The organism is Bhargavaea sp. CC-171006, assembly GCF_009761675.1.
Lineage (GTDB): Bacteria > Bacillota > Bacilli > Bacillales_A > Planococcaceae > Bhargavaea > Bhargavaea changchunensis.
In genome coordinates, this window is record NZ_QUZH01000028.1 from 38,705 (window position 1) to 59,083 (window position 20,379).

General features: G+C 54.1%; 20 protein-coding genes. 9 read left to right on the plus strand and 11 right to left on the minus strand.

The annotated features are described in order from the left end of the window. Positions 1 to 463: 463 nt before the first annotated feature. Together chrA and DZC51_RS13580 are read right to left on the minus strand one after the other, a co-directional pair. On the minus strand, positions 464 to 1,657 hold the full coding sequence (chrA, locus tag DZC51_RS13575) for a chromate efflux transporter (protein WP_157296796.1): 1,194 nt from the start codon (positions 1,655 to 1,657) through the stop codon (positions 464 to 466). Positions 1,658 to 1,752: 95 nt separating this feature from the next. Continuing rightward, complete coding sequence (locus DZC51_RS13580) at positions 1,753 to 2,949, minus strand: class I SAM-dependent rRNA methyltransferase (RefSeq protein WP_157296798.1); 1,197 nt, start codon at positions 2,947 to 2,949, stop codon at positions 1,753 to 1,755. 196 nt (positions 2,950 to 3,145) lie between these two features. Between DZC51_RS13580 and DZC51_RS13585 the strand changes: the two genes are divergently transcribed. From DZC51_RS13585 to DZC51_RS13595, 3 genes are all read left to right on the plus strand, one after another. Then, on the plus strand, positions 3,146 to 4,492 hold the full coding sequence (locus DZC51_RS13585; protein WP_198304125.1) for a hemolysin family protein: 1,347 nt from the start codon (positions 3,146 to 3,148) through the stop codon (positions 4,490 to 4,492). 125 nt (positions 4,493 to 4,617) lie between these two features. Next, positions 4,618 to 5,496 carry a cation diffusion facilitator family transporter gene (locus tag DZC51_RS13590; protein WP_157296799.1) on the plus strand — a complete coding sequence of 293 codons (879 nt, stop codon included), beginning with the start codon at positions 4,618 to 4,620 and terminating at the stop codon, positions 5,494 to 5,496. Positions 5,497 to 5,916: 420 nt separating this feature from the next. Continuing rightward, positions 5,917 to 6,477, plus strand: a complete 561-nt coding sequence (locus tag DZC51_RS13595; protein ID WP_157296801.1) for a hypothetical protein — start codon at positions 5,917 to 5,919, stop codon at positions 6,475 to 6,477. A gap of 60 nt (positions 6,478 to 6,537) precedes the next feature. Here the strand turns inward: DZC51_RS13595 and DZC51_RS13600 are convergent, their stop codons facing one another. Together DZC51_RS13600 and DZC51_RS13605 are read right to left on the minus strand one after the other, a co-directional pair. Further along, entirely contained in the window at positions 6,538 to 6,855 is a 318-nt protein-coding gene (locus tag DZC51_RS13600) for a hypothetical protein (protein ID WP_157296803.1), read from the minus strand. A 134-nt stretch (positions 6,856 to 6,989) separates the two neighbouring features. Then, a complete protein-coding gene (locus DZC51_RS13605; protein WP_157296805.1) occupies positions 6,990 to 8,534 on the minus strand; it encodes a bifunctional GNAT family N-acetyltransferase/carbon-nitrogen hydrolase family protein in 1,545 nt (514 codons plus the stop codon). A 223-nt stretch (positions 8,535 to 8,757) separates the two neighbouring features. Here DZC51_RS13605 and DZC51_RS13610 point away from each other — a divergent pair, with 223 nt between their 5' ends. From DZC51_RS13610 to DZC51_RS13620, 3 genes are read left to right on the plus strand one after another with little or no spacing between them, the layout of a single operon-like run. After that, positions 8,758 to 9,183 carry a disulfide oxidoreductase gene (locus DZC51_RS13610; RefSeq protein ID WP_157296807.1) on the plus strand — a complete coding sequence of 142 codons (426 nt, stop codon included), beginning with the start codon at positions 8,758 to 8,760 and terminating at the stop codon, positions 9,181 to 9,183. A 6-nt stretch (positions 9,184 to 9,189) separates the two neighbouring features. Beyond that, positions 9,190 to 9,657, plus strand: coding sequence for a thioredoxin family protein (locus tag DZC51_RS13615; protein ID WP_157296809.1), 468 nt, complete (start codon positions 9,190 to 9,192; stop codon positions 9,655 to 9,657). Between the two features lie 45 nt (positions 9,658 to 9,702). Beyond that, on the plus strand, positions 9,703 to 10,551 hold the full coding sequence (locus DZC51_RS13620; protein WP_157296810.1) for an RluA family pseudouridine synthase: 849 nt from the start codon (positions 9,703 to 9,705) through the stop codon (positions 10,549 to 10,551). A 47-nt stretch (positions 10,552 to 10,598) separates the two neighbouring features. On the opposite strand, the gene DZC51_RS13625 is transcribed toward DZC51_RS13620, so the two are convergent. Then, positions 10,599 to 11,429 (minus strand): aldo/keto reductase, encoded by an 831-nt coding sequence (locus DZC51_RS13625; protein WP_157296812.1) that lies wholly within the window; start codon positions 11,427 to 11,429, stop codon positions 10,599 to 10,601. 156 nt (positions 11,430 to 11,585) lie between these two features. Here DZC51_RS13625 and DZC51_RS13630 point away from each other — a divergent pair, with 156 nt between their 5' ends. Beyond that, positions 11,586 to 12,887 carry an NCS2 family permease gene (locus DZC51_RS13630; RefSeq protein WP_157296814.1) on the plus strand — a complete coding sequence of 434 codons (1,302 nt, stop codon included), beginning with the start codon at positions 11,586 to 11,588 and terminating at the stop codon, positions 12,885 to 12,887. A 257-nt stretch (positions 12,888 to 13,144) separates the two neighbouring features. Here the strand turns inward: DZC51_RS13630 and DZC51_RS13635 are convergent, their stop codons facing one another. From DZC51_RS13635 to queG, 4 genes are all read right to left on the minus strand, one after another. Further along, positions 13,145 to 13,417, minus strand: coding sequence for a hypothetical protein (locus DZC51_RS13635; protein WP_157296816.1), 273 nt, complete (start codon positions 13,415 to 13,417; stop codon positions 13,145 to 13,147). A 34-nt stretch (positions 13,418 to 13,451) separates the two neighbouring features. After that, the gene (locus tag DZC51_RS13640; RefSeq protein WP_157296818.1) at positions 13,452 to 13,754 is read right to left on the minus strand and encodes a hypothetical protein; all 303 of its coding nucleotides are present in this window, start codon (positions 13,752 to 13,754) and stop codon (positions 13,452 to 13,454) included. 362 nt (positions 13,755 to 14,116) lie between these two features. Beyond that, complete coding sequence (gene trmL / locus DZC51_RS13645; protein ID WP_157296820.1) at positions 14,117 to 14,587, minus strand: tRNA (uridine(34)/cytosine(34)/5-carboxymethylaminomethyluridine(34)-2'-O)-methyltransferase TrmL; 471 nt, start codon at positions 14,585 to 14,587, stop codon at positions 14,117 to 14,119. Beyond that, positions 14,584 to 15,738 carry a tRNA epoxyqueuosine(34) reductase QueG gene (gene queG / locus DZC51_RS13650; RefSeq protein ID WP_157296822.1) on the minus strand — a complete coding sequence of 385 codons (1,155 nt, stop codon included), beginning with the start codon at positions 15,736 to 15,738 and terminating at the stop codon, positions 14,584 to 14,586. The genes trmL and queG overlap by 4 nt, the downstream gene beginning before the upstream one ends. A 62-nt stretch (positions 15,739 to 15,800) precedes the next feature. Between queG and DZC51_RS13655 the strand changes: the two genes are divergently transcribed. Continuing rightward, positions 15,801 to 16,490 carry a B3/B4 domain-containing protein gene (locus tag DZC51_RS13655; protein WP_157296824.1) on the plus strand — a complete coding sequence of 230 codons (690 nt, stop codon included), beginning with the start codon at positions 15,801 to 15,803 and terminating at the stop codon, positions 16,488 to 16,490. A 98-nt stretch (positions 16,491 to 16,588) separates the two neighbouring features. Here the strand turns inward: DZC51_RS13655 and DZC51_RS13660 are convergent, their stop codons facing one another. Both DZC51_RS13660 and DZC51_RS13665 read right to left on the minus strand, forming a co-directional pair. Then, positions 16,589 to 18,049 (minus strand): carbon starvation CstA family protein, encoded by a 1,461-nt coding sequence (locus DZC51_RS13660; RefSeq protein ID WP_157296826.1) that lies wholly within the window; start codon positions 18,047 to 18,049, stop codon positions 16,589 to 16,591. A gap of 200 nt (positions 18,050 to 18,249) precedes the next feature. Continuing rightward, on the minus strand, positions 18,250 to 19,677 hold the full coding sequence (locus DZC51_RS13665) for an MDR family MFS transporter (RefSeq protein ID WP_157296828.1): 1,428 nt from the start codon (positions 19,675 to 19,677) through the stop codon (positions 18,250 to 18,252). 212 nt (positions 19,678 to 19,889) lie between these two features. On the opposite strand from DZC51_RS13665, the gene DZC51_RS13670 reads away from it, so the two are divergent. Continuing rightward, positions 19,890 to 20,354, plus strand: a complete 465-nt coding sequence (locus tag DZC51_RS13670; RefSeq protein ID WP_157296830.1) for a cupin domain-containing protein — start codon at positions 19,890 to 19,892, stop codon at positions 20,352 to 20,354. Positions 20,355 to 20,379 lie beyond the last annotated feature (25 nt).

Below are 20,379 nucleotides of genomic sequence, written 5' to 3' on the forward strand. Positions count from 1 at the left end.
GGGACTACCCGCCTTCTTTAGATTCCTTGACGAGAATTTTCCGTTCTTTTGTGATGCACATCACCATTTCTCCTCTCCGGTTTTTGTTTTGTATTCAGCACGCATTTGCGCGGTGATACCTGAAAAAGGCATAAAAACGCGCCCCCGAATCATGGAGGCGCGCTCAATGAAAAAGGGTCCGGCAGGCATGCCGGACCCTTGTATCGACACTGGTGCCGCGAAATTACGGCCGCAGTGCGGGCAGGCATGGCGATATGCAATTGTTGTCGAGTCCGAGTTGAATGATCATGTTGTACATCGTCCATACCTCCCTTCCGTTGGTTTTGTTTTCCTTAACAGACTACCCTTGCGGATCAGTCCGTGTCAACCGTTTTCAGAGAAATTTCTAAATTGGCACTTGACTTATTCATCATCTCCGAGAATGGCCGCAGATATACCTGATTCATTATTTGTGGATACGGCCTTACAGGAATACATGGAGCAGTGCACCGAGCACGCCTGCCACCGCCACAACGACCCACGGGGGTGACTTCCTGAACTGGAGCAGCCAGAAACAGAGCGCAGCCACTGCTACATCCCATACCGAAAAGATCGAACTCGGGATGACCGGGTTGATCAATGCAGCCGCGAGAATCCCGACGACCGCGGCATTGACGCCGACCAGCGCGGCCCTAAGCCAGGTTTTCCGGCGGAGTACCGACCAGAACGGCAATGTTCCGACGACGAGGAGGAACGACGGCAGGAACATCGCGACAACCGCGATGAGCGCGCCCGGCACGCTGTCCATGATCATCCCTATGTATGCCGCCAGGGTGAAGAGCGGTCCCGGCACGGCCTGAGCGGCACCGTAGCCCGCAATGAATGTCTCCGCGTCCATGTATCCTTGCGGCACCACTTCCCGCTCAAGCATCGGAAGGACAACGTGGCCGCCTCCGAAGACGATCGAGCCGACACGGTAGAAGATATCGGTGATCGATACGAGAATATGATCAGTGGTCTGCCGTAGCAGAGGCAATAGCGCAAGCAGGGCGAAGAACAGCCCCCATGCCACCGCACCGGCCTTTTTCCCGATCGGCATCGGGATGGCCGCTTCTTCACCGCCGTTCCCTTCATTGCGGTTCCGATATAGGATATAACCGATGAGACCGGCCAGGACGATGATGCCGATCTGGCCCCAGGCAGTCGGCACGAGAAGGACGCCGGCCGCAGCAAGCGCGGCAAGCGCCATTCTCGGAATGTCCGGTGTCAGATTTTTGCCCATTCCGATCAGTGCGTGGAGAATAATCGCGACCGCGACAATCTTCAGGCCGCGGATCCATCCGGTGTCGAACGGCACATCACCAGCAACAAGATATGCAAACAGCATGAGAATGATGACAGACGGCATCGTGAAACCGAACCACGACAGCATCGCCCCTCCGATGCCGCCGCGGATCAGGCCGACTCCGATGCCGACCTGTGAACTGGCAGGTCCCGGAAGAAACTGGCATAGCGCCACCAGATCAGCGTAGGCCCGGTCATCAAGCCATTGCCGTTTTTTGACGTATTCATCCCTGAAATAACCGAGATGGGCGGCAGGCCCCCCGAACGACGTCAGGCCGAGCTTAAGCGACGCCGACAGGATTTCGCCATACCACCCTCTTTCCTTCTTTTCCATGAAAAAACTCCTTCCAAAAAAATCTCCATCCCCATTCTAAAGGAGTCAGCCCGGAAGATGGAGCACTTTACAAAGTTTTAATAAACAATTGCCGTTCAGCTGTCCGCTTTGATCACAGCGACCTTCAGATAATCGGATTCCGGTGAATTCCGCGGTGTGCGGAAATCTTCCGGCAGACGGTACTCCTTAAGGATCCGGTACTTTCTCCCGGATGACCTGAACGCCTTGTCAATGAAGGTCTTGAATTTCTTCATTCCGAAGCCCGCATGATTTGTCGAGGCGACCACGATGCCTCCTTTGGCCGTTACCGCCAATACGTCTTCCAGAAGCCGTGCATAGTCTTTTGCCGCGCTGAACGTGCGTTTTTTGGATCTGGCAAAGCTCGGCGGATCCAGGACGACCAGGTCGAACTCAAGCCCTTTCCGTCCGGCATACCGGAAATAATCGAAAACATCCATCACAACGATGTCCTGTGCTTCGTAATCGATGCCGTTGACGGCGAATTGCTCAATTGTCTTCGGAAGGCTCCGCTTTGCTAGGTCGACACTCACCGTTCCTGCGGCGCCTCCCAAGGCGGCAGCGACCGAGAATGCCCCAGTATAGGAAAATGTATTGAGAACCCGCCGGCCATCCGCATATTCATCACGAATCGCCTTCCGGACATCCCGCTGGTCCAGGAAAATCCCTGTCATCGCGCCGTCATTCAGATCAACAGCAAAGTTCATGCCGTTTTCCTTTACGATCAGAGGGAAATCCGGCTGATCTCCCGATACAAAATCGTCCTGTTCCATATATTTGCCTTTCAGGTCAAATCGTTTTTTCTCGTAGACGGAGAGGACTTCCGGCATCTCTTTCAGGGAGTCGTAGACAAATTGCCGCATCGAATAGATGCCCTCGCTGTACCAGCTGATCATCCAATGACCGTCATAATGGTCGATTGTCATCCCGCCGATGCCGTCACCCTCCCCGTTGAACACACGGAATGCCGTAGTGTCCGGGTCTTCGAAAAACGGTTTCCGGCGGTCCGCAGCCTCCCGGATCTTCCGTGAGAAAAATGCCTTGTCGATGGTTTCCCGCTCATCCCGCGAAAGCACCCAGCCCGCGCCTTTGTTCTGCAGGCCATGGTAGCCTGTCGCCAAATAATTTCCGGAAGGATCCGCCAAACGCAATAATGTTCCTTCAGCTCCGAATAAAGAAGGGTTCCGTACAGCATCCTTTGGAATAACCGGCTGACCCGCCCGGATGGCCTCCGCTGTTTTTGAATCAACTTTTACACTGTTCGTTTTCATCATTCCAACTCCAACTTTTGATTTCCCCCATTATCTCACGCCTGCACAAAATAGACGAATTTACGGCGGCTTACAGGATTTTTTTATTGTCTTTTTGGCAATGCAGATTTATCATTGAAAGTAACTCACTATTTTTTACATTCACAGGAGGTGTACACTTTGTCCTCCCCCTCATTCGGGTCATGGACAAAGGAATTGTTTGGACATTGCCATACGATTGGCAGCATTTGCTGCCTTAATCGCATTCACCGCGTTTTTTGTCGCGAGTGAATTCGCAATCGTGAAAGTCAGGACGACCCGGATCGACCAGCTGATCGCCGAAGGGAACCGGAAAGCCATCCGGGCGAAGAAAGTCATTTCCAATCTGGATGAATACCTTTCCGCGTGCCAGCTCGGTATTACGATCACTGCCCTCGGTCTGGGTTGGCTCGGGGAACCGACCGTCGAACGTCTGCTCCATCCCCTTTTCGAGCGCTTCAACATCGAGGGCAACGTCTCCTCGCTGCTTTCGTTTATCATCGCATTTTCGGTGGTGACGTTCCTTCATGTAGTTGTCGGGGAACTTGCACCGAAGTCGATTGCCATCCAGAAGGCGGAAGCGATCACCCTGAACTTTTCCGGCCCTCTCGTTGCTTTCTACCGGCTCATGTATCCGTTTATCCATACGATGAACGGCACGGCGCAGTGGCTGATCCGCCTGTTCGGGTTCAAGCCGATGTCGGAGTCCGAGGAAGCACACTCCGAGGAAGAATTGCGGATGATTCTCTCAGACAGTCTGAAAAGCGGAGAAATCAACCAGTCCGAATATAAATATGTAAACAAGATCTTCGAGTTTGATGACCGGATTGCCCGTGAAATCATGGCTCCGCGGACCGAGATGATGACTGTCGAACAGGACATGACGCTCCGTGAAGTGCTGGACGTCATGGGCGTCGAGCAATATACACGCTACCCGGTGACAGACGGTGACAAGGACCATATCATCGGGCTGATCAACATGAAGAATCTCCTGACCGCCTACATCAAAGACCCGGCAGCCGGCGACCGTCCTGTAACGGACTTCCTCCAGCCGATCATCCGAGTGATCGAATCGATTCCGATCAGCGAGCTGCTCCTGAAAATCCAGCGCGAGCGGATCCATATGGCCGTGCTTATGGATGAATACGGCGGAACGAGCGGTCTCGTCACCATCGAAGATATTCTTGAAGAGATTGTCGGAGACATCCAGGATGAGTTTGATGTCAATGAAGTGCCGGATGTCCAGGCGATCGGCGAAGGCCATTATATCTTCGACGCGAAGATGCTCATCGAGGACGTGAACGACATTCTGGGCATCCATATAGATGAAGAGGATATCGATACGATCGGCGGCTGGTTCATGGCCAAGCGATTCGATATCGTCAAAGGTGAAAAAATCCACGAGCAGGGCTATGAGTTCCTTGTCAAAGACATGGAAGGACACCATATCCTGTACATCGAAGTACAAAAAGTTAAAAGCGAACCTGAACCGCTGGCGGCCGAAGATGCCGCTGCTGCGGAGTCCTGATCCGCTCCCGGAAGCTCGGCTTCCGGGGGTTTTTATTTGTCCCCGAGTGAATGCCATTTGAAGTTTCCGGCGGGAAAACATCCGACGAAAAATTGGGGTATACTGAACAATCCGGAGGTGGGGACATGGACCTTTATTCAAATCTTAAACAGGGAGAACGAGGGGCCTGGGTGAGCATCATCAGTTACCTTGTGCTGAGCACCGTCAAGTTTATCGCCGGTGTCGCCGGAACGTCCGAGGCGCTAAAAGCGGATGCACTGAACAATACGACCGATGTGATTGCCTCTGTAGCAGTACTGATCGGACTTCGTATCTCCCAGAAGCCGCCGGATGACAATCACCGCTACGGCCATCTCCGTGCCGAGACGATCGCTTCACTTATTGCCTCCTTTATCATGGCGGCCGTCGGGCTGGAGGTGCTGACGGATGCCATCGGCTCCATCTATAGCGAGGAAGCACAGACACCTTCCGCATTTACCGGATTCATCGCGCTGGCAAGCGGGCTCATCATGTATGCCGTCTATCGGTACAATCTCCGGCTGGCCAAAAGGATCGGAAGTTCCGCACTCCGGGCGGCCGCACTCGATAACCGCTCCGATGCCCTCGTCAGCCTGGGTGCAGCCGCAGGTATCGCCGGCGCCATATTCGGCTTACCGGTGATCGATACGATCACCGCCCTCATTATTGCGCTTCTTATTTTGCTTGCCGCAGCCTCGATCTTCAAGGAAGCCGTCTACACGCTCACGGATGGATTCGACGAAGAAGAAGGAGAAGCGCTCGCCCATCTGGCCGCTTCCGTCCCCGGGGTTATCCGGTTAAAAGACTTTAAGGGGCGGATGCACGGCAATATGATCTTCATCGATCTGACAGTCACTGTCGATCCTTCACTGAACGTCATTGAGAGCCACCGCATCACCGAACAGATCGAGCGGCGGATGCAGAAAGTGAAGCCGCTCTCCACCGTGCTCGTCCATATCGAGCCGGAATTTCCAAATAAGCCATGAGCCCCAAGGGTTCATGGCTTTGATTATGCTATAGATAAGTTGAAGACAATAGCAATGGCATGACGACCAATAGCAGACCTGCTGTTCACAAGTTCATAGGTATTGGCCAGTCTCCAGCTTACGAAGACATGAGAAACGTCACGGCAATCCCAATCAGCAATCCGGCCAAAACCACCACGCCATACAGACAAAACCTCCTAATTGACAAGACGACCGCCCCCTTTTCGTCTTCTATACTATGTATGTCCATCGCCAATTAATGTTTATGAACTGAACACATATGGCTTTTCTGCAAGGTATTTGAAACCTTTTCTGAGCATAGTCGTATTAAGGTTGGAAACATTCGGAATTGCTCATCCCATGAAAGCGCATGTTGGGTGAGCATCTGGCATGACTACAGAAACAGAAGGGGGATTTATTTTGTATGACGTCGTAGATCAGCGCAGGGTCATTTCCTTTACCATCGCGATCATACTATTCATCATGGCCTTTCTGGGCCCCGCTGCCATTCTTCTCCCGCTGAAGACCGGCTTCATCACCCGGGAAGCGGAGGTGATCGGCACGAGCGGCTGGTCGCTGATCACGGGAGGCATCGGATTTCTCGCCCTCGCCGCTGTTTTCGTCCTTTTTGCCGCAATGGAAGACAAAAAGAAAAAATGGACGATTTCACTTGCCCTATTTGCAGTCGGCGTTGCAGGCATTTTGCTGACCGTAAAGGACTACTACTATTACACGCCTGATCACTTTGTGATCAACGGACCGTTCACTTTGACGAGCGAGACGTATGAATGGACAGATTTCGAGAGTGTCACGGAGAATCTGACCAAGGAAGGCGGCACCCTGTTCGTCGAATCGCTGGAATTCAAGATGAAAGACGGGAAGACCTATCATTTTGAACGAGGCAGGATGCTTCAGGGGTATCAGCCGATCATCGGTGCCGTTACGGCAAACGGCGGGAAACATATCCGCAATGGGGGTTGATATCCGCAAATAAAAAAGGTGATTGGAAGGAGATGCTTCCAATCACCTTTTGCTATTTCATCAGGAGTTGTTGTTTTCCTCATCGGTCTCGTCCAGCATATCTTCATCGTCCGTCGTGTCATCGGTATCGGCGTCATTGGTCGAATCATCTTCTTCAGTGTCTGTATCCGTTTCGGTATCGGTTTCGGTATCGTCATTCATATCGGTACCTTCGCCGTCATCAGTTCCGCCATCACCGGCCGGTGCTTGTTCCTCTACCGGTTCCTCTTCGTTTACGTCCATGTCGTCATCTTCGTTATCCCCGCCGCCGCATGCTGCGAGCATGCCTGCAGACAGGAATGCTGCCGCGCTGAGTTTTAGCCATTTGCTGGTTGCCATAGATGTACTCCTCCTCTTGGACTGTGCGTTGACTGTTCATTCCATCATTACCCGCTTGAATACAGAATAACCATTTTTCAGAAGGTCAATCGCCTCGATCAAAAAAGAGCCCCTGGACGGGACTCTTTGGTTCATCAGTTTTTCCGGTACTCGACACGGTAAACGTCGTGTCGGCGGTCTTTCAGCTGTTTGACCGTGCCGTCCTGGCGCTGGCGCCGGAGGATTTCAAGGTCGACATCGCCGATCAGCGCCATCTCGACATTGGCATTCGTCTCGCCGACGATGCCGTCGCGGGCAAACTCAAAGTCGGAGGGTGCAAAAATCGCCGACTGGGCGTACTGGATATCCATGTTCTCGGTCTGCGGCAGGTTGCCGACCGTTCCAGAGATGACCGTATATACCTGGTTTTCGACGGCCCGTGCCTGCGCACAATATCTGACGCGCAGATACCCTTGGCGGTCTTCCGTGTTGAACGGTGTGAAGATGATGTTCGCGCCCATGTCTGTCGCGATGCGTGCCAGTTCGGGAAATTCGATATCGTAGCAGATCTGGATGGCGATCTTTCCGCAGTCGGTGTCAAATACCCGTACTGCATCGCCTGCCGAAATTCCCCACCATTTCCGCTCGTTTGGCGTGATGTGGATCTTGTATTGCTTCTCAATCGAGCCGTCACGGCGGAACAGATAAGCAATGTTATAGATCTCATCGTCTTCTTCCTTCACGAAGTGCGATCCGCCGATGATGTTGACGTTGTAGCGAACGGCAAGATCGCTGAAAAGTTCAATGTACTGCTCAGTGTAGTCGGTCATCTTCCGGACGGCGATGCTCGGGATCGGCTCGTCCAGGAACGACATCAGCTGGGTCGTGAAGATCTCCGGGAATACGACAAAGTCAGAATAGGCATCCGATGCGACATCCACGAAATATTCCACCTGGCCTGCCAGGTCTTCGAAGCTGGAAATCTGGCGCATCTGGTACTGGACCACACAGATTCGGACCGGATAACTGGTCTTGAAGTGACGCTTGGACTGGGGTTTGTAGTCGATATTGTTCCATTCCATAAGCGTCGCGTACTTGCGCGATGCTGTGTCATCCGGCAGGTAGTCGGGATTGACCCGCATGAGCATGAAGTCATTCAGCAGTTGGAAAGACAGCACCGGATCGTAGATTTTATGGCGTGAAACGGCATCGACATACTCGCGCGGCGTCATTTCATGCTCGTATTTATAGTAATTCGGGATTCTCCCGCCGATGACGATCGATTTCAGGTTCAGCGTGCGTGCCAGGTCCTTGCGCGCTTCATACAGCCGCTGCCCGACGCGCATCCTCCGGTAGTCCGGATGGACCATCACTTCGATTCCGTACAGGTTATAGCCGTCCGGATTGTGATTGGTGATGTAACCCTCGTCGGTCACGTCATCCCATGTATGCCGGTCGTCGTATTCATCGAAGTTGATGATGAGGCTCGAGCAGGAGCCGATGATTTCTCCGTCGAGCTCTGCCACAAACTGGCCTTCCGGGAAAATGTTCAAATGGCTTTCAAGATGTTCCCGGTCCCACGGATCCATACCCGGGAAGCATGCATCCTGCATCCTCAGGATCGAATCGATATCGTCATGGGTCATCTCCCGGATGACCATGCTTTTTTCAAATGAAGACAGATCAAATTGCTCCGACATGACAGAGCCCCCTTTTCATTGCATTGAGCCCATTATACGCTGTCAGGGCCAATCAGGAAAACTCTATTTCTTTTCCCATGAGCACAAGAAAATAAACGTTTCCGGCACACCGGATGCGCCACCGGATTGTCACTGTTCCGGAGAGCTGCGGGACAAAATCATTGTCAAGCCCGGAGCACTCGCCCTATAATCAGAATGAAATCAAAAGTCAGGAGCGCCTTCTATGGAAAAACGCCTTGAAAATATGCTGCTGGCCGTCTGGACGGTATCGCTTGTCGCGACGGCCGGATCTCTTTATTTCTCGGAGGTCCGAGGATACATTCCTTGTGAGATGTGCTGGTACCAGAGGATACTGATGTATCCGATCGTCGTGATTGGTGCCGTCGCCTACTTCAGGAAGGACTTCCGGGCAGCCGCCTATACCCTGGCACTGTCGGTCATCGGCGGTATGATCTCGCTTTACCACTACGGGATCCAGAAGCTGCCGGCCCTCCAGGACTCCGCACCGGCCTGCGGCCAGGTCAGCTGCACGGGAGCCTATATCAACTGGTTCGGGTTTGTGACAATCCCGTTCCTGGCCCTGATCGCATTCATCATCATCGCCGTCATCAGCTTTCTCATGCTGAAACGGCAAAAGGAGACGAACTAATTTCTCATGAAAAAACTGCTTATCATCGGAGGCGCGGTCATCGTCGTTTTCGCAATGATCATCTTCCTCACGAACCAATCCAACAAGTCCAAGCTGGAAAACAGTCCATATGGGGACAAGAAGCTGGATCAGGCGACAATCGACCAGCTGGATGATGAGAACTACCAGAACATCATCCTCCCTGACGAACTGGAGAAGAAGATTGAGTCCGGCGAAGCGGTCACTGCTTATTTCTTCAGCCCGACCTGCCAGTACTGCCAGGAGATGACGCCGCGCCTGATGCCCGTCGCCGAGGACATGGACGTCCAGATTGACCAGTTTAACCTGCTCGAATACGAGGATGGATTTGTACAATATCAAATCGAAGCCACTCCGACACTGATCCACTTCGAGGACGGAGTGGAAGTCGGCCGTATGGTCGGTGCCCAGCCGAATGAGAACATCGAATCATTCCTGAACGAATACGCCAAATAATCCAAAGCCGCGCGGCAAGCGCGGCTTTTTTCAAGAGGTGAACACATGGAATTCACTTATATGACCGAAGAAGAAGGGCTGCCTGTAGAAAAGCTTCTCAGGGACCGGTGGCGCCTCGGCCGCAAGACGGTGCATGAACTGCGGATGGCGGATTCCGTGAAGCTGGCGGACGGCAGTCAGATCCGCTGGAACGAACCGCTCCAAGCCGGAACGGCCCTCTCCATTCGCCTGCCCGAATCAAAGTCGGACTATATTCCTGAAATCGGTGAGCTGGACGTAGTCCACGAAGACCCTCACTGCCTCATTGTCCATAAGCCGGCATCCCTCGCCGTTCATCCGAATGAACCGGGCGGCACCGGAACCCTCATGAACCGGGTCATTTCCCGTTTCGGACCTTATGCGGAGCATGTGCACCGTCTTGATAAGGGGACATCCGGACTGGTTCTGGTCGCGCGGCACCCGGTGGCTAAGGCCGTGTTCGACCGGATGCTTGAGGAAAAGGCGATCCGGCGCACTTATGTTGCGGAGACGGCGGGACCATTCAAGAAACAGAGCGGGACGGTCTCCGCTCCAATCGGACGGGACCGTCATCATGCCACCCGCAGGAGGGTCTCCCCTTCCGGCCAGCACGCGGTCACCCATTATAAAGTGATCGGCGGGAGTGGCAGCCGTGCCATCATAGAGCTTGAATTGGATACCGGCCGTACCCATCAGATCCGCGTCCATCTGGCCCATCTCGGCCATCCGATCATCGGAGATGTGCTGTACGGGGGACGTCCTTCACCGGATGGTTCCTACAGGCTGCACGCAGCAAAGCTTTCTTTCCTTCATCCGTTTACCGGCGAACTACTGGACGCCGAGGATCCGTTGCGGCCGGAATGGCTTCTATCTTAAAAGAAAGACAGGGCCGGACATTGCGTCCGTACCCTGTCTTTTCGTGTTCAGAAATCCATTTTATCCGGATCTTTGCCTGTACGCTCGTTTCGGTTAAGCGCATCGAGCTGCTGCATCTCTTCATCCGAAAGAGAGAAGTCGAACACATCCGCATTTGAGCGGACCCGCTCCGGACGGACAGATTTCGGGATGACGATGATGTCGTGCTGAAGGTGCCAGCGGATCACTGTCTGGGCAGGCGTCTTGCCGTGGGCTTCTGCAATACGCCTCACGACCGGCTCTTCGATCAGCTTTCCGCGTGCAAGCGGCGACCATGCCGTCACTGCAATGTCTTCTTCCTGGCAAAATTCGCGGAGCGGCTCTTGGCTCAGGTACGGATGAAGCTCGATCTGGTTGACCATCGGCTTTACATTGGCAATCGCGAAGACGGCTTCAAGATGATGGCGATGGTGGTTCGAAACCCCCGGAACACGGATCAGTTTTTCTTCATAGAGGCGTTCGATCGCCCGGTATGTATCCGTGAACTTCCCTTCGACCGGCCAGTGTGTCAGGTACAGGTCCAGATAGTCCATCTTCAGGTTTTCCAGCGACTTTTCGAACGCACGCAGCGTCTCATCATAACCCTGATCGGTGTTCCAAACCTTTGATGTGATAAAGATGTCTTCCCGTTTCACCCCGGATGCGCGGATCGCCTCGCCGACCTGAGCTTCGTTGCCGTATAGGGAAGCTGTGTCGATGGCAAGATAGCCTGCCTCAAGTGCCGCCGCCATGGCTTCGACCGCCTCGGACGGCTCGGTCATCTTGTACACGCCAAGGCCGAGGCGCGGCATTTCCACACCGTTGGCAAGCGTCTTCTTCGATTGCAGATTCAGTTCCATCTCATTCCCTCCTTCTCATTCTCTTTCATTTTATAGGAGCACGAGAATGAAATCGACCCATCTGTTTTTAAAAGTTTTAGTTGAAATCTGTCGATAAAACGAATAATATGGTGGATGGTCCTTTTAATTGTTCGTGTTTTCAAAGGAGGAAAATCAATGTTTCAACTGAAACAGCATGATACATCCGTCAAAACTGAAGTTCTGGCCGGCATGACAACATTCCTGACAATGGCCTATATCATCATCGTCAACCCGATCATCCTTGCAGATGCCGGTGTGCCGTTTGACCAGGTGTTCATGGCGACCATCATCGCTTCTGTCATCGGGACACTCTGGATGGCGCTATTCGCCAACTACCCGATCGCCATCGCACCCGGCATGGGGCTGAATGCGTACTTTACCTCTGTCATCATCGCCTCAGACGGCGCACTGGACTATACGGCAGCCTTTTCTGCCGTCTTCGTCGCCGGTATCATCTTCGTTATCTTATCGCTTACGCCGATCCGGGAGAAACTGATCGATGCGATTCCGGAAAACCTGAAGCACGGCATTACTGCCGGAATCGGGCTCTTCATCGCCTTTATCGGCCTGCGGCTGTCCGGGATTGTCGCCCATCATGAAACCAATCTGGTGAAACTTGGCGACCTGACTTCCCCGCCTGTCCTGCTTTCACTTTTCGGCCTGATCATCACAGTCATCCTGATGGCGCGCAATGTCTACGGAGCGATCTTCATCGGCATGGCGGTCACAGGTGCCGTCGCTTATCTGACCGGCCAGCTGCGTTTCATGGACGGTTTCGTAAAAATGCCGCATCTGCCGGAGGGCCTCATTGTCTGGAATCCGATTGATGCATTTGGAGACGTGATCTCCCATGGCCTTTATGGTGTCGTATTTGCATTCCTCATGGTAACCCTCTTTGATACGACCGGCACGATGCTCGGGGTCGCCCGCCAGGCCGGACTGATCAAAGACGGCAAGATGCCGAGAATCCGCCCTGCCCTGCTCGCCGATTCGGTCGCAGCTACTTTCGGCGCGATGTTCGGGACGAGCCCGACATCGGCTTATGTGGAATCCTCTTCTGGCGTCGCCGTGGGCGGACGGACCGGGCTTACAACCTTGACGGTCGGAGTGCTCTTCATCATCGCTTCGTTTTTCGGCCCGCTTGTAGGTTCGCTGTCCGGGGTTGCGGCGATCACCGCCCCTGCTCTGATCATCGTCGGCAGCCTGATGATCGGCATCGTCAAGGAGATTGAATGGGAATCGTTCGACGAGGCCTTCCCTGCATTTCTGATCATCCTCACAATGCCGCTCACTTCAAGCATTGCGACAGGAATCGCTCTCGGGTTCATCTCCTATCCGATCATCAAGATCGTCAAGGGCAGATGGCGCGATGTCCACCCGCTGCTTTATCTGTTTGCGGTGATGTTCGCTTATCAGCTGCTGTTCCTGCCACATTGAATTAGGTCTTTCACTCAGAATCCCTCGAATTTCCGCTACGGGCCCTTCGCTTACCGCGGGCCGGCGCCGAGCCCCGCGACTGCGTCTGCGGGTCTCGCCTGCCCGGCTTTTCCCGTAGGTGTCTCGGGCCCTTCGCTGAAATCCAATCATAATCATTCATCCGGCGGAGGTACAAGGTGAAATCAATTAAACTGGAGATATTCTTCCGGAAGAAAAAACAAAACGGCAACGGTGCCTGACCGTTGCCGTTTGTTGCTTTATTTTCTATATGCCGCTCCCTGTTGCTTTTTCTTTAGTGTCCGTGCCACAAATGCCGCAATGACTGCGTAGATGACGAAGACGGCTGCGGTCAGCCATGGGGACAGGGTAAAGAGCAGGTAGAGCTGGACGAGCGCGGCGAGCAATGCGGTGACGAGCATGGCCAGACCGGCTTTCCTGTTTTTCTGGTAGAGCGATATGAAGATGGCTCCGAAGATGCCGCCCGAGATGAGCGCCAAGCCGAGGAGCATCAGTATGAGCAAAGAATCCATGCGTGAAATGGTCTCCCTTTTTTATGATCAGCCATTAGTAGTGCTGTTTCGGACGCGATGTGACGGCCTGGATGATGAGCAGCACTGCGGAGACCGCATGCATGAACCAGCCGAGGAACGGGATCCAGGCGATGGCGCTTGTCACCAGGCCGGCAATGGAGCCGGACTTGGCGGAAAAGTCCCTGATGGCGAGGATGAGCGTGATGGCATGAAGGACGAACATGACACCGAGTAACGTATATCCTGAACCCATGACATAAAGTCCGCCCAAGAATGGAATGGCAAGAAAAGCCTCTCCCAGTCCCGTAACCCAGCGCATGATGGTGGATGCTCTCATGAGTGATCCCTGCTTTCGTTTAGTCTTATCTGTTATACGGCCGTACAGGCCGAAAGTTTCATTTTTACATAGAGATTCCGTGACGAATTTTTGGCGATTCCGCCGAACTGTGCTGTTGCTTGTCCGCAGCACCATTTTCTTTTTAACGGGGATGCGTTATACTGATGGGAGATCGAACTTCGAACCAGGAGGTAACGACATGAACACTCTCTTGATCCTAGGTGTGTGCTTCGCTTTCCTTTCCGCAATCTTCACGGGCGGCTATGAAGACAAGCCGGGCACAGCAAAAGATAACAAATCAAGCCGAAGCTGATAAAAAGGGGCTGCCGTTCAGGCAGTCCCTTTTTGTATGCGCGCTTTCCTTAATGGAGGCCCGGGAAGCCTTGCTGGCGAAGCGCCTCAAAGACGAGGACCGCCGCCGTGTTCGACAGGTTGAGCGAACGGATATGGTCATTCATCGGGATGCGCAGGCAGCGCTCCGGATGGGCGGCAAGCAGGTCCTTCGGCAGGCCGGACGTCTCTTTTCCGAAAACGAAAAAGATATCCCGGTCCGGATCTGAGAAGTCCCTGTCGGCGTAGTTTCCTTCCCCGAATTTTGTCAGGTAGTAGAAATCGCCGCCCGGATAGGCGGAGAACACATCCTCGATCCGGTCATGGTACTCCAGGTCGACATGTTCCCAGTAATCAAGACCTGCTCGCTTCAGCATCCGGTCGTCGGTGGAAAAACCGAGCGGGCGGACGAGATGGAGCCGGGTCCCCGTGCCCGCGCAGGTGCGTGAGATGTTCCCGGTGTTTGCCGGGATCAGCGGTTCATGTAAAACGACGTGAATCATTCGTGCACTTCCTTCTTCTGGTCTGCGATACGGCGGAGCGCGGTCCGGATCTCATCCAGGACCTCCTCTTCCCGCTCGCGTGATTCGGCGTGCCGGAGTGCGGTTTCCGCCTCCTCCGTGCCGATTTTGCCAAGGGCGTAGGCAGATGCGCCTCGCATGTATGGCCGCACATCCTCGCGGAGGATGCGGGACAGTTCCGGCAGTGCGGACTGTTCCCTGAAATGGCCGAGCGCGTAGATGGCGTTGCGCTGGATCGGGTTCTTCCCGCGCCAGGAACCTGACATATGGCCGTATGTCTCTTTGAACTCCCGGTTCGACAGACTCAGGAGCTGCTCAAGAAGCGGCTTCGCCAGTTCCGGATCGGGACGGAACGCCTCATGGATCCGGTTGTGCATGCCCTTGTTTTTCGGGCAGATCGTCTGGCAGGTGTCACAGCCGTACACCCGGTTGCCGATCTCGGTCCGGAACTCCTCCGGGAGACTGCCTTTTGTCTGGGTGAGGAATGCGATGCAGCGCTGTGCATTGAGCCTGCCGCCTTCGATCAGGGCGCCTGTCGGGCAAATATCAAGGCAAAGCGTGCAATCGCCGCAGCCGTCTTCGATCGGTTCATCCGGCGCGAAGGGGATGTTCGTGATCATCTCCCCGAGATAGACATACGAACCGAATTCAGGCGTGATGATCGAGCAGTTCTTCCCTGACCACCCGATGCCGGCCCGCTCCGCAACCGCGCGGTCGACAAGCTCTCCCGTGTCGACCATCGACCGGAGACGCGCGTCCGGCACCCGTTCCAGGATGAAGGCCTCGAGCAGCGCGAGCTTTTCCCGAAGGACATCGTGATAGTCCTGTCCCCAAGAGGCGCGGCAGAACATCCCCCGCCTGGCTCCCTTCGTTCCCTTGGGCGCGCCATCCAGCTTCGACGGATAGGCGACTGCAATCGCGATGATGCTCTCCGGCTCTTCCAGAAGCAGCGCAGGGTCGGTCCGTTCATCAAGGGAGCCCTTTTCGAAGCCCGACTGGAACCCCGACTCCTGCTGTCGCCTCAGCCGGTTCTTCATCTCCCTGAACGGATCGGCGGTCGTGAAGCCGATCTTGTCGATGCCCGACTCCCGCGCGAATGCCCGCAGTTCCCTTTGCAACGTGACGGTATCCATAGGGACTGCCCCTTTCTGTTATGGTACGATATATGAAAAGTCACAATATACAGGTGATATCCATGAAGATTACAGCAGATCAGATGTTGTTTGAAACGGTGCCGGATCTGAAATTCGGCATTCTCCATTATAACAGAATCAGCACCTCTGACGCCCCCGGGATGCTGAATGGGCGGATCGGCTACTTTTACCAGGAAATGCAGATCGGCCTGGAAGACAAGAACGTGACCGACATCCCGGGTGTCGCGGAATGGCGTAAAGTCTGGAAAGCGTTCGGTAAGGATCCCGGCCGCTACCGCCCTTCCGCCGAAGCGCTGATCCGCCGCGTGAAAAAAGGCCAGATGCCGGGTGAGATCAATCTCGGCGCGGACCTGAATAACTTCTTCTCCGTCCGCGAAGGCATTCCGTGCGGCCTGTACGACTTGGATGCGGTTACCGGTGACGTGTCCATACGCAAAGGTTCTTCTGAAGACGAATACGGAGGCCTGAACGGCAGGATCAACAATCTCGAGAACCTGCTTATAACTTCCGATGAACAGGGGCCGTTCGGCAGTCCGTTTGTAGATTCCGGCAGGACCGCAGTCACGGAAAAGACAACGGAAGCGCTCCATGTCCTCTACCTCCAGCCATCCATGACCGTCGAAGAAGCCGAAGTGCTGATGGATGAAACGGGCATCTTCTTTACATCCGTGACCGGCGGAGCTTTCACGGGGGTGATTTTGCACGCCGGGAACCGATCCGCTGAAATCTGACGCTGCGGAAATCCCAGTTCCGGTCTCACCTATCCATTCCTCCAATACACAGAAAAATGCCGATGCCAAGGTTTGGCATCGGCATTTCACTTTTTCTATTAATAAATCGTAGCCCGATTAAATCCTGATACATCCTCGTCCAGCAGGATTCCCGTCCCCCGCTTTTTGTGGGCGGAGATGAAGAATGATGCCGTCACGAATAGGGTCGCAATGGTGCCGCCGATATAGGACACGGTCAAGTCGATCCCGAAGCCCATCGTCGGCTCGAACAGGATATAAACGAACACCATGGACGTCATAAAGATCGCCGGAACCGTTGCGATCCAATGGTTCTTATGCTGCAGGAACAGATACATCGCGCCGACCCAGAGGGCGATCATCGCAGTGACTCCATTTGCCCATGAGAAATAGCGCCATAGCAGATTGAAGTCGATTTTCGTCAGCACGAAGGAAATAATGAAAAGCGGGATCGCAATCCAGAGGCGGCTCAGAATCTTCGCCTGCCCGATTTTAAAGTAATCGGCAATGATCATGCGGGCCGCACGGAAAGCCGTGTCCCCGGAAGTGATCGGAAGAACAATGACACCAAGGACTGCAAGAGTTCCTCCGATGGCACCCAGCATCATGACAGAGACATCGCTGACCACTGCTGCCGGCCCGCCAGCAGCAAGAAGCTCATTCAGCCCGCCGTAGCCGTTGAACAGGCTCATGGCGGCTGCTGCCCAGATCATGGCGATGATGCCTTCTGCTATCATCATTCCATAGAAAATCTTACGCCCTTCATTCTCCTGTTTCGTCGTCCTGGAAATAATCGGCGTCTGCGTAGCATGGAAACCGGACAGTGCGCCGCAAGTGATCGTGAAGAACAGCAGCGGGAAGACTGGAAGGTCACCCGGATGCATGTTCGTGAATGACAGCTCCGGAATCGGTGCCCCCGTCACGACAAGGCCGATGCCAACACCCAAGGCCGAGACCACAAGCAGTGCGCCGAACCATGGATAGAGCCGCCCGATGATCTTATCGATCGGAAGCAATGTCGCCAAAACATAATACAGGAAGATGATCCCGACAAGGATTCCCAGCGCCACTTTGCCGTCAAAGATGACATTGAGCAACATTGCCGGTGAAGTGACGAACACTGTCCCGACAAGGATGAGCAGAAGCAGCGCAAAGATATTGACGACGTGCTTCATGATATTACCCAGGAACTTGGATGCAAGTTCCGGAAGATGAGCCCCTTTATTCCGTATTGAAATCATCCCTGTCAGATAATCATGTACTGCCCCCGCAAAAATACATCCGACGACGATCCAGATGAACGCAACCGGGCCATAAAGAGCACCTGCTATCGGGCCGAACACCGGCCCTGTCCCGGCTATGTTCAATAGCTGGATCAGCGAGTTCTTAGGAGTCGACATCGGTACATAATCCACCCCGTCCCCATTGACATAGGCTGGTGTCGGCCGTTCATTTTTCGGTCCGAAGACTTTCTCGACATATTTTCCGTATGTAAAATAACCTACGATCAAGAGCACAATGCTAAGCAAAAAAGTGATCATTTGTCCTTCCCCCTGCTCTCTGTTGTATTACACAATTTTATCACTTACAACAGAGAACGCAAGATTATTTTTTTAATATAAGGACCATTTCATTTATTCGAATGATTGACTTCCCTTCCTGAAAGACGAAGCGACCTCAATCCGGGGAGTACCGGACTGAGGCCGCTTTCAGGTTGACCCAGGCAATTGACCTGGGCGACTTATTTCAGGGGTGCGGAGGCCGCCGGGAGCTTTTTCAGCCTGAGCGCGAGAATGAAACCCGCCACTGACAGGATGCCACCGACAAAGAATGCGACACGGACACCGGTCATGAGTGCTTCCGGGGAAGGAATGGCTGATGACCCGACGGCTGTGGCCGTACCGGTCATGACGGACACGAGAAGGGCCGTGCCGATCGATCCCCCGATCATCCGGAACGTATTATCCATGGCCGTGCCATGGGAGATCAGCCGGCCGGGAAGCGAGTTGATCCCCGCCGTGCTGAGCGGCATCATCAGCATCGAAAGGCCGAGCATCCGGAGGCCGAATACAAGTCCGAGCAGGACAAGCGGCGTATCCGGGGTCATAAAGAGGAACGGCACTGTTGTCACGACTTGCAGCGCAAATCCGGTAATGACAAGCCAGCCGGCCCCGAACCGGTCAAAGATCCGTCCGGAAAATGGGGACATCGCCCCCATCGCAATGGCGCCGGGCAAAAGCAGCAAGCCTGATTCAAATGCTGTACCGCCGCGCACGTTTTGTACGTACAGCGGCAACAGCGTCTCCGTTCCGATCAGAAGAGCGAATGTAATCATGCCCATCGGAATGATGAGGCGGTATACACCGGAGCGGAACACACCGAAATTGAGGATCGGTGTCTCAAGTGCCAGCTGCCGGCGTATAAACAGGTACAGCGCGACAGAACCGACGGCTGTGGAAACCAGCACGTTCGGACTCAGCCAGCCTTCCCCGCCGATACTGCTGAAGGCAAACAGCAGCCCGCCAAAGCCAAGCGTCGACAAAACGATAGATGGAAGATCTATCGTCACCGGACGCTGCTGTGTAACGTTCTTCATGAAGATGAATACAGCTATGAGGTGCAGCACAGCCAAAGGCAGGACGATCGAGAAGAGCACTCTCCAAGAACCGAAGCTGAGCACCCAGCCTGCCAGGGTCGGTCCGATGGCCGGAGCAAAACCGATGGCCAACCCGACAAGTCCCATGACGGAACCGCGCCGGTTCACCGGGAAGATGGTGAGGAGAATCGTCTGCATAAGCGGCATCATCATCCCGGCTCCCGCCGCCTGGATTACACGGGCGACCAGCAGGAAGAAAAAGCTCGGGGCCACGGCAGCGACGAGCGTGCCTGCCGCAAACAGTCCGCTTGCCACCATAAGCAGACGCCGGCTTGAAAAGCGATCGATCAGAAATGCCGTAATTGGGATCAGGATACCATTGGTCAGCAGATAAGCCGTCGTCACCCACTGCGCTTCGTTCGCATCAATGGAGAAGTCCACCATGATAGGCGGAAGCGCCACGATCAGGAGCGTCTGATTCAGGAGAGCCACAAATGCTCCGGTGATGAGGACAATCAGGATGACTGTCCGGTTGTATGCGGGAAGAGCCGAAGATTGCTCAGGTTGCTGCATGGGTATTTCCTCTTTTCTTATATATGAGCTATCGTTCAGTATAATTGAAAATTCTTCCGCTGCCCATTCCAAACGGACAAATCTGTATCCCCCCGCATAGGCTATCGGGACATCATAAAAAGGAAGTGAATGGTTTGTTTATGGGACACCCTCCGTATCCTGCCCATTGTTCATGCGGAATGTGGGCACCGGTGCCCGCTCCGGGCCCTTGGATGACCGGAATGGATCCTGCCGCCGGGTATCGGCACCACGGTACGCCAACCCGTTTTCGGGATCACGGCAGACGCCCGTATGTTGTTGATATCCATGAAGCCGCTTTGGCCAATCCTAACTTCCGGACGACCATATGGACCGGTAACTACTTGCAGGTGACATTAATGAGCATTCCTCCTGGTGGAGACATCGGCAAGGAAATCCACCCGAATACCGACCAGTTTCTGAGGATCGAGCAAGGCCAGGGCATTGTCCAGATGGGCCGTACTCCGGATCGACCGGAGTTCACCAGGCATGTCAAAGAAGATGATGCAATCTTGATTCCTGCCGGCTATTATCATAACTTCACCAATACCTGTCACGTTCCGATCAAGATGTATTCGATCTACGCCCCGCCACAGCATCCGCCAGGCACTGTCCATCAGACAAAAGAGGATGCTATGGAAGCAGAAGAGAGCCATTAATGGAAAGAAGCTGCCTGCAGATGCA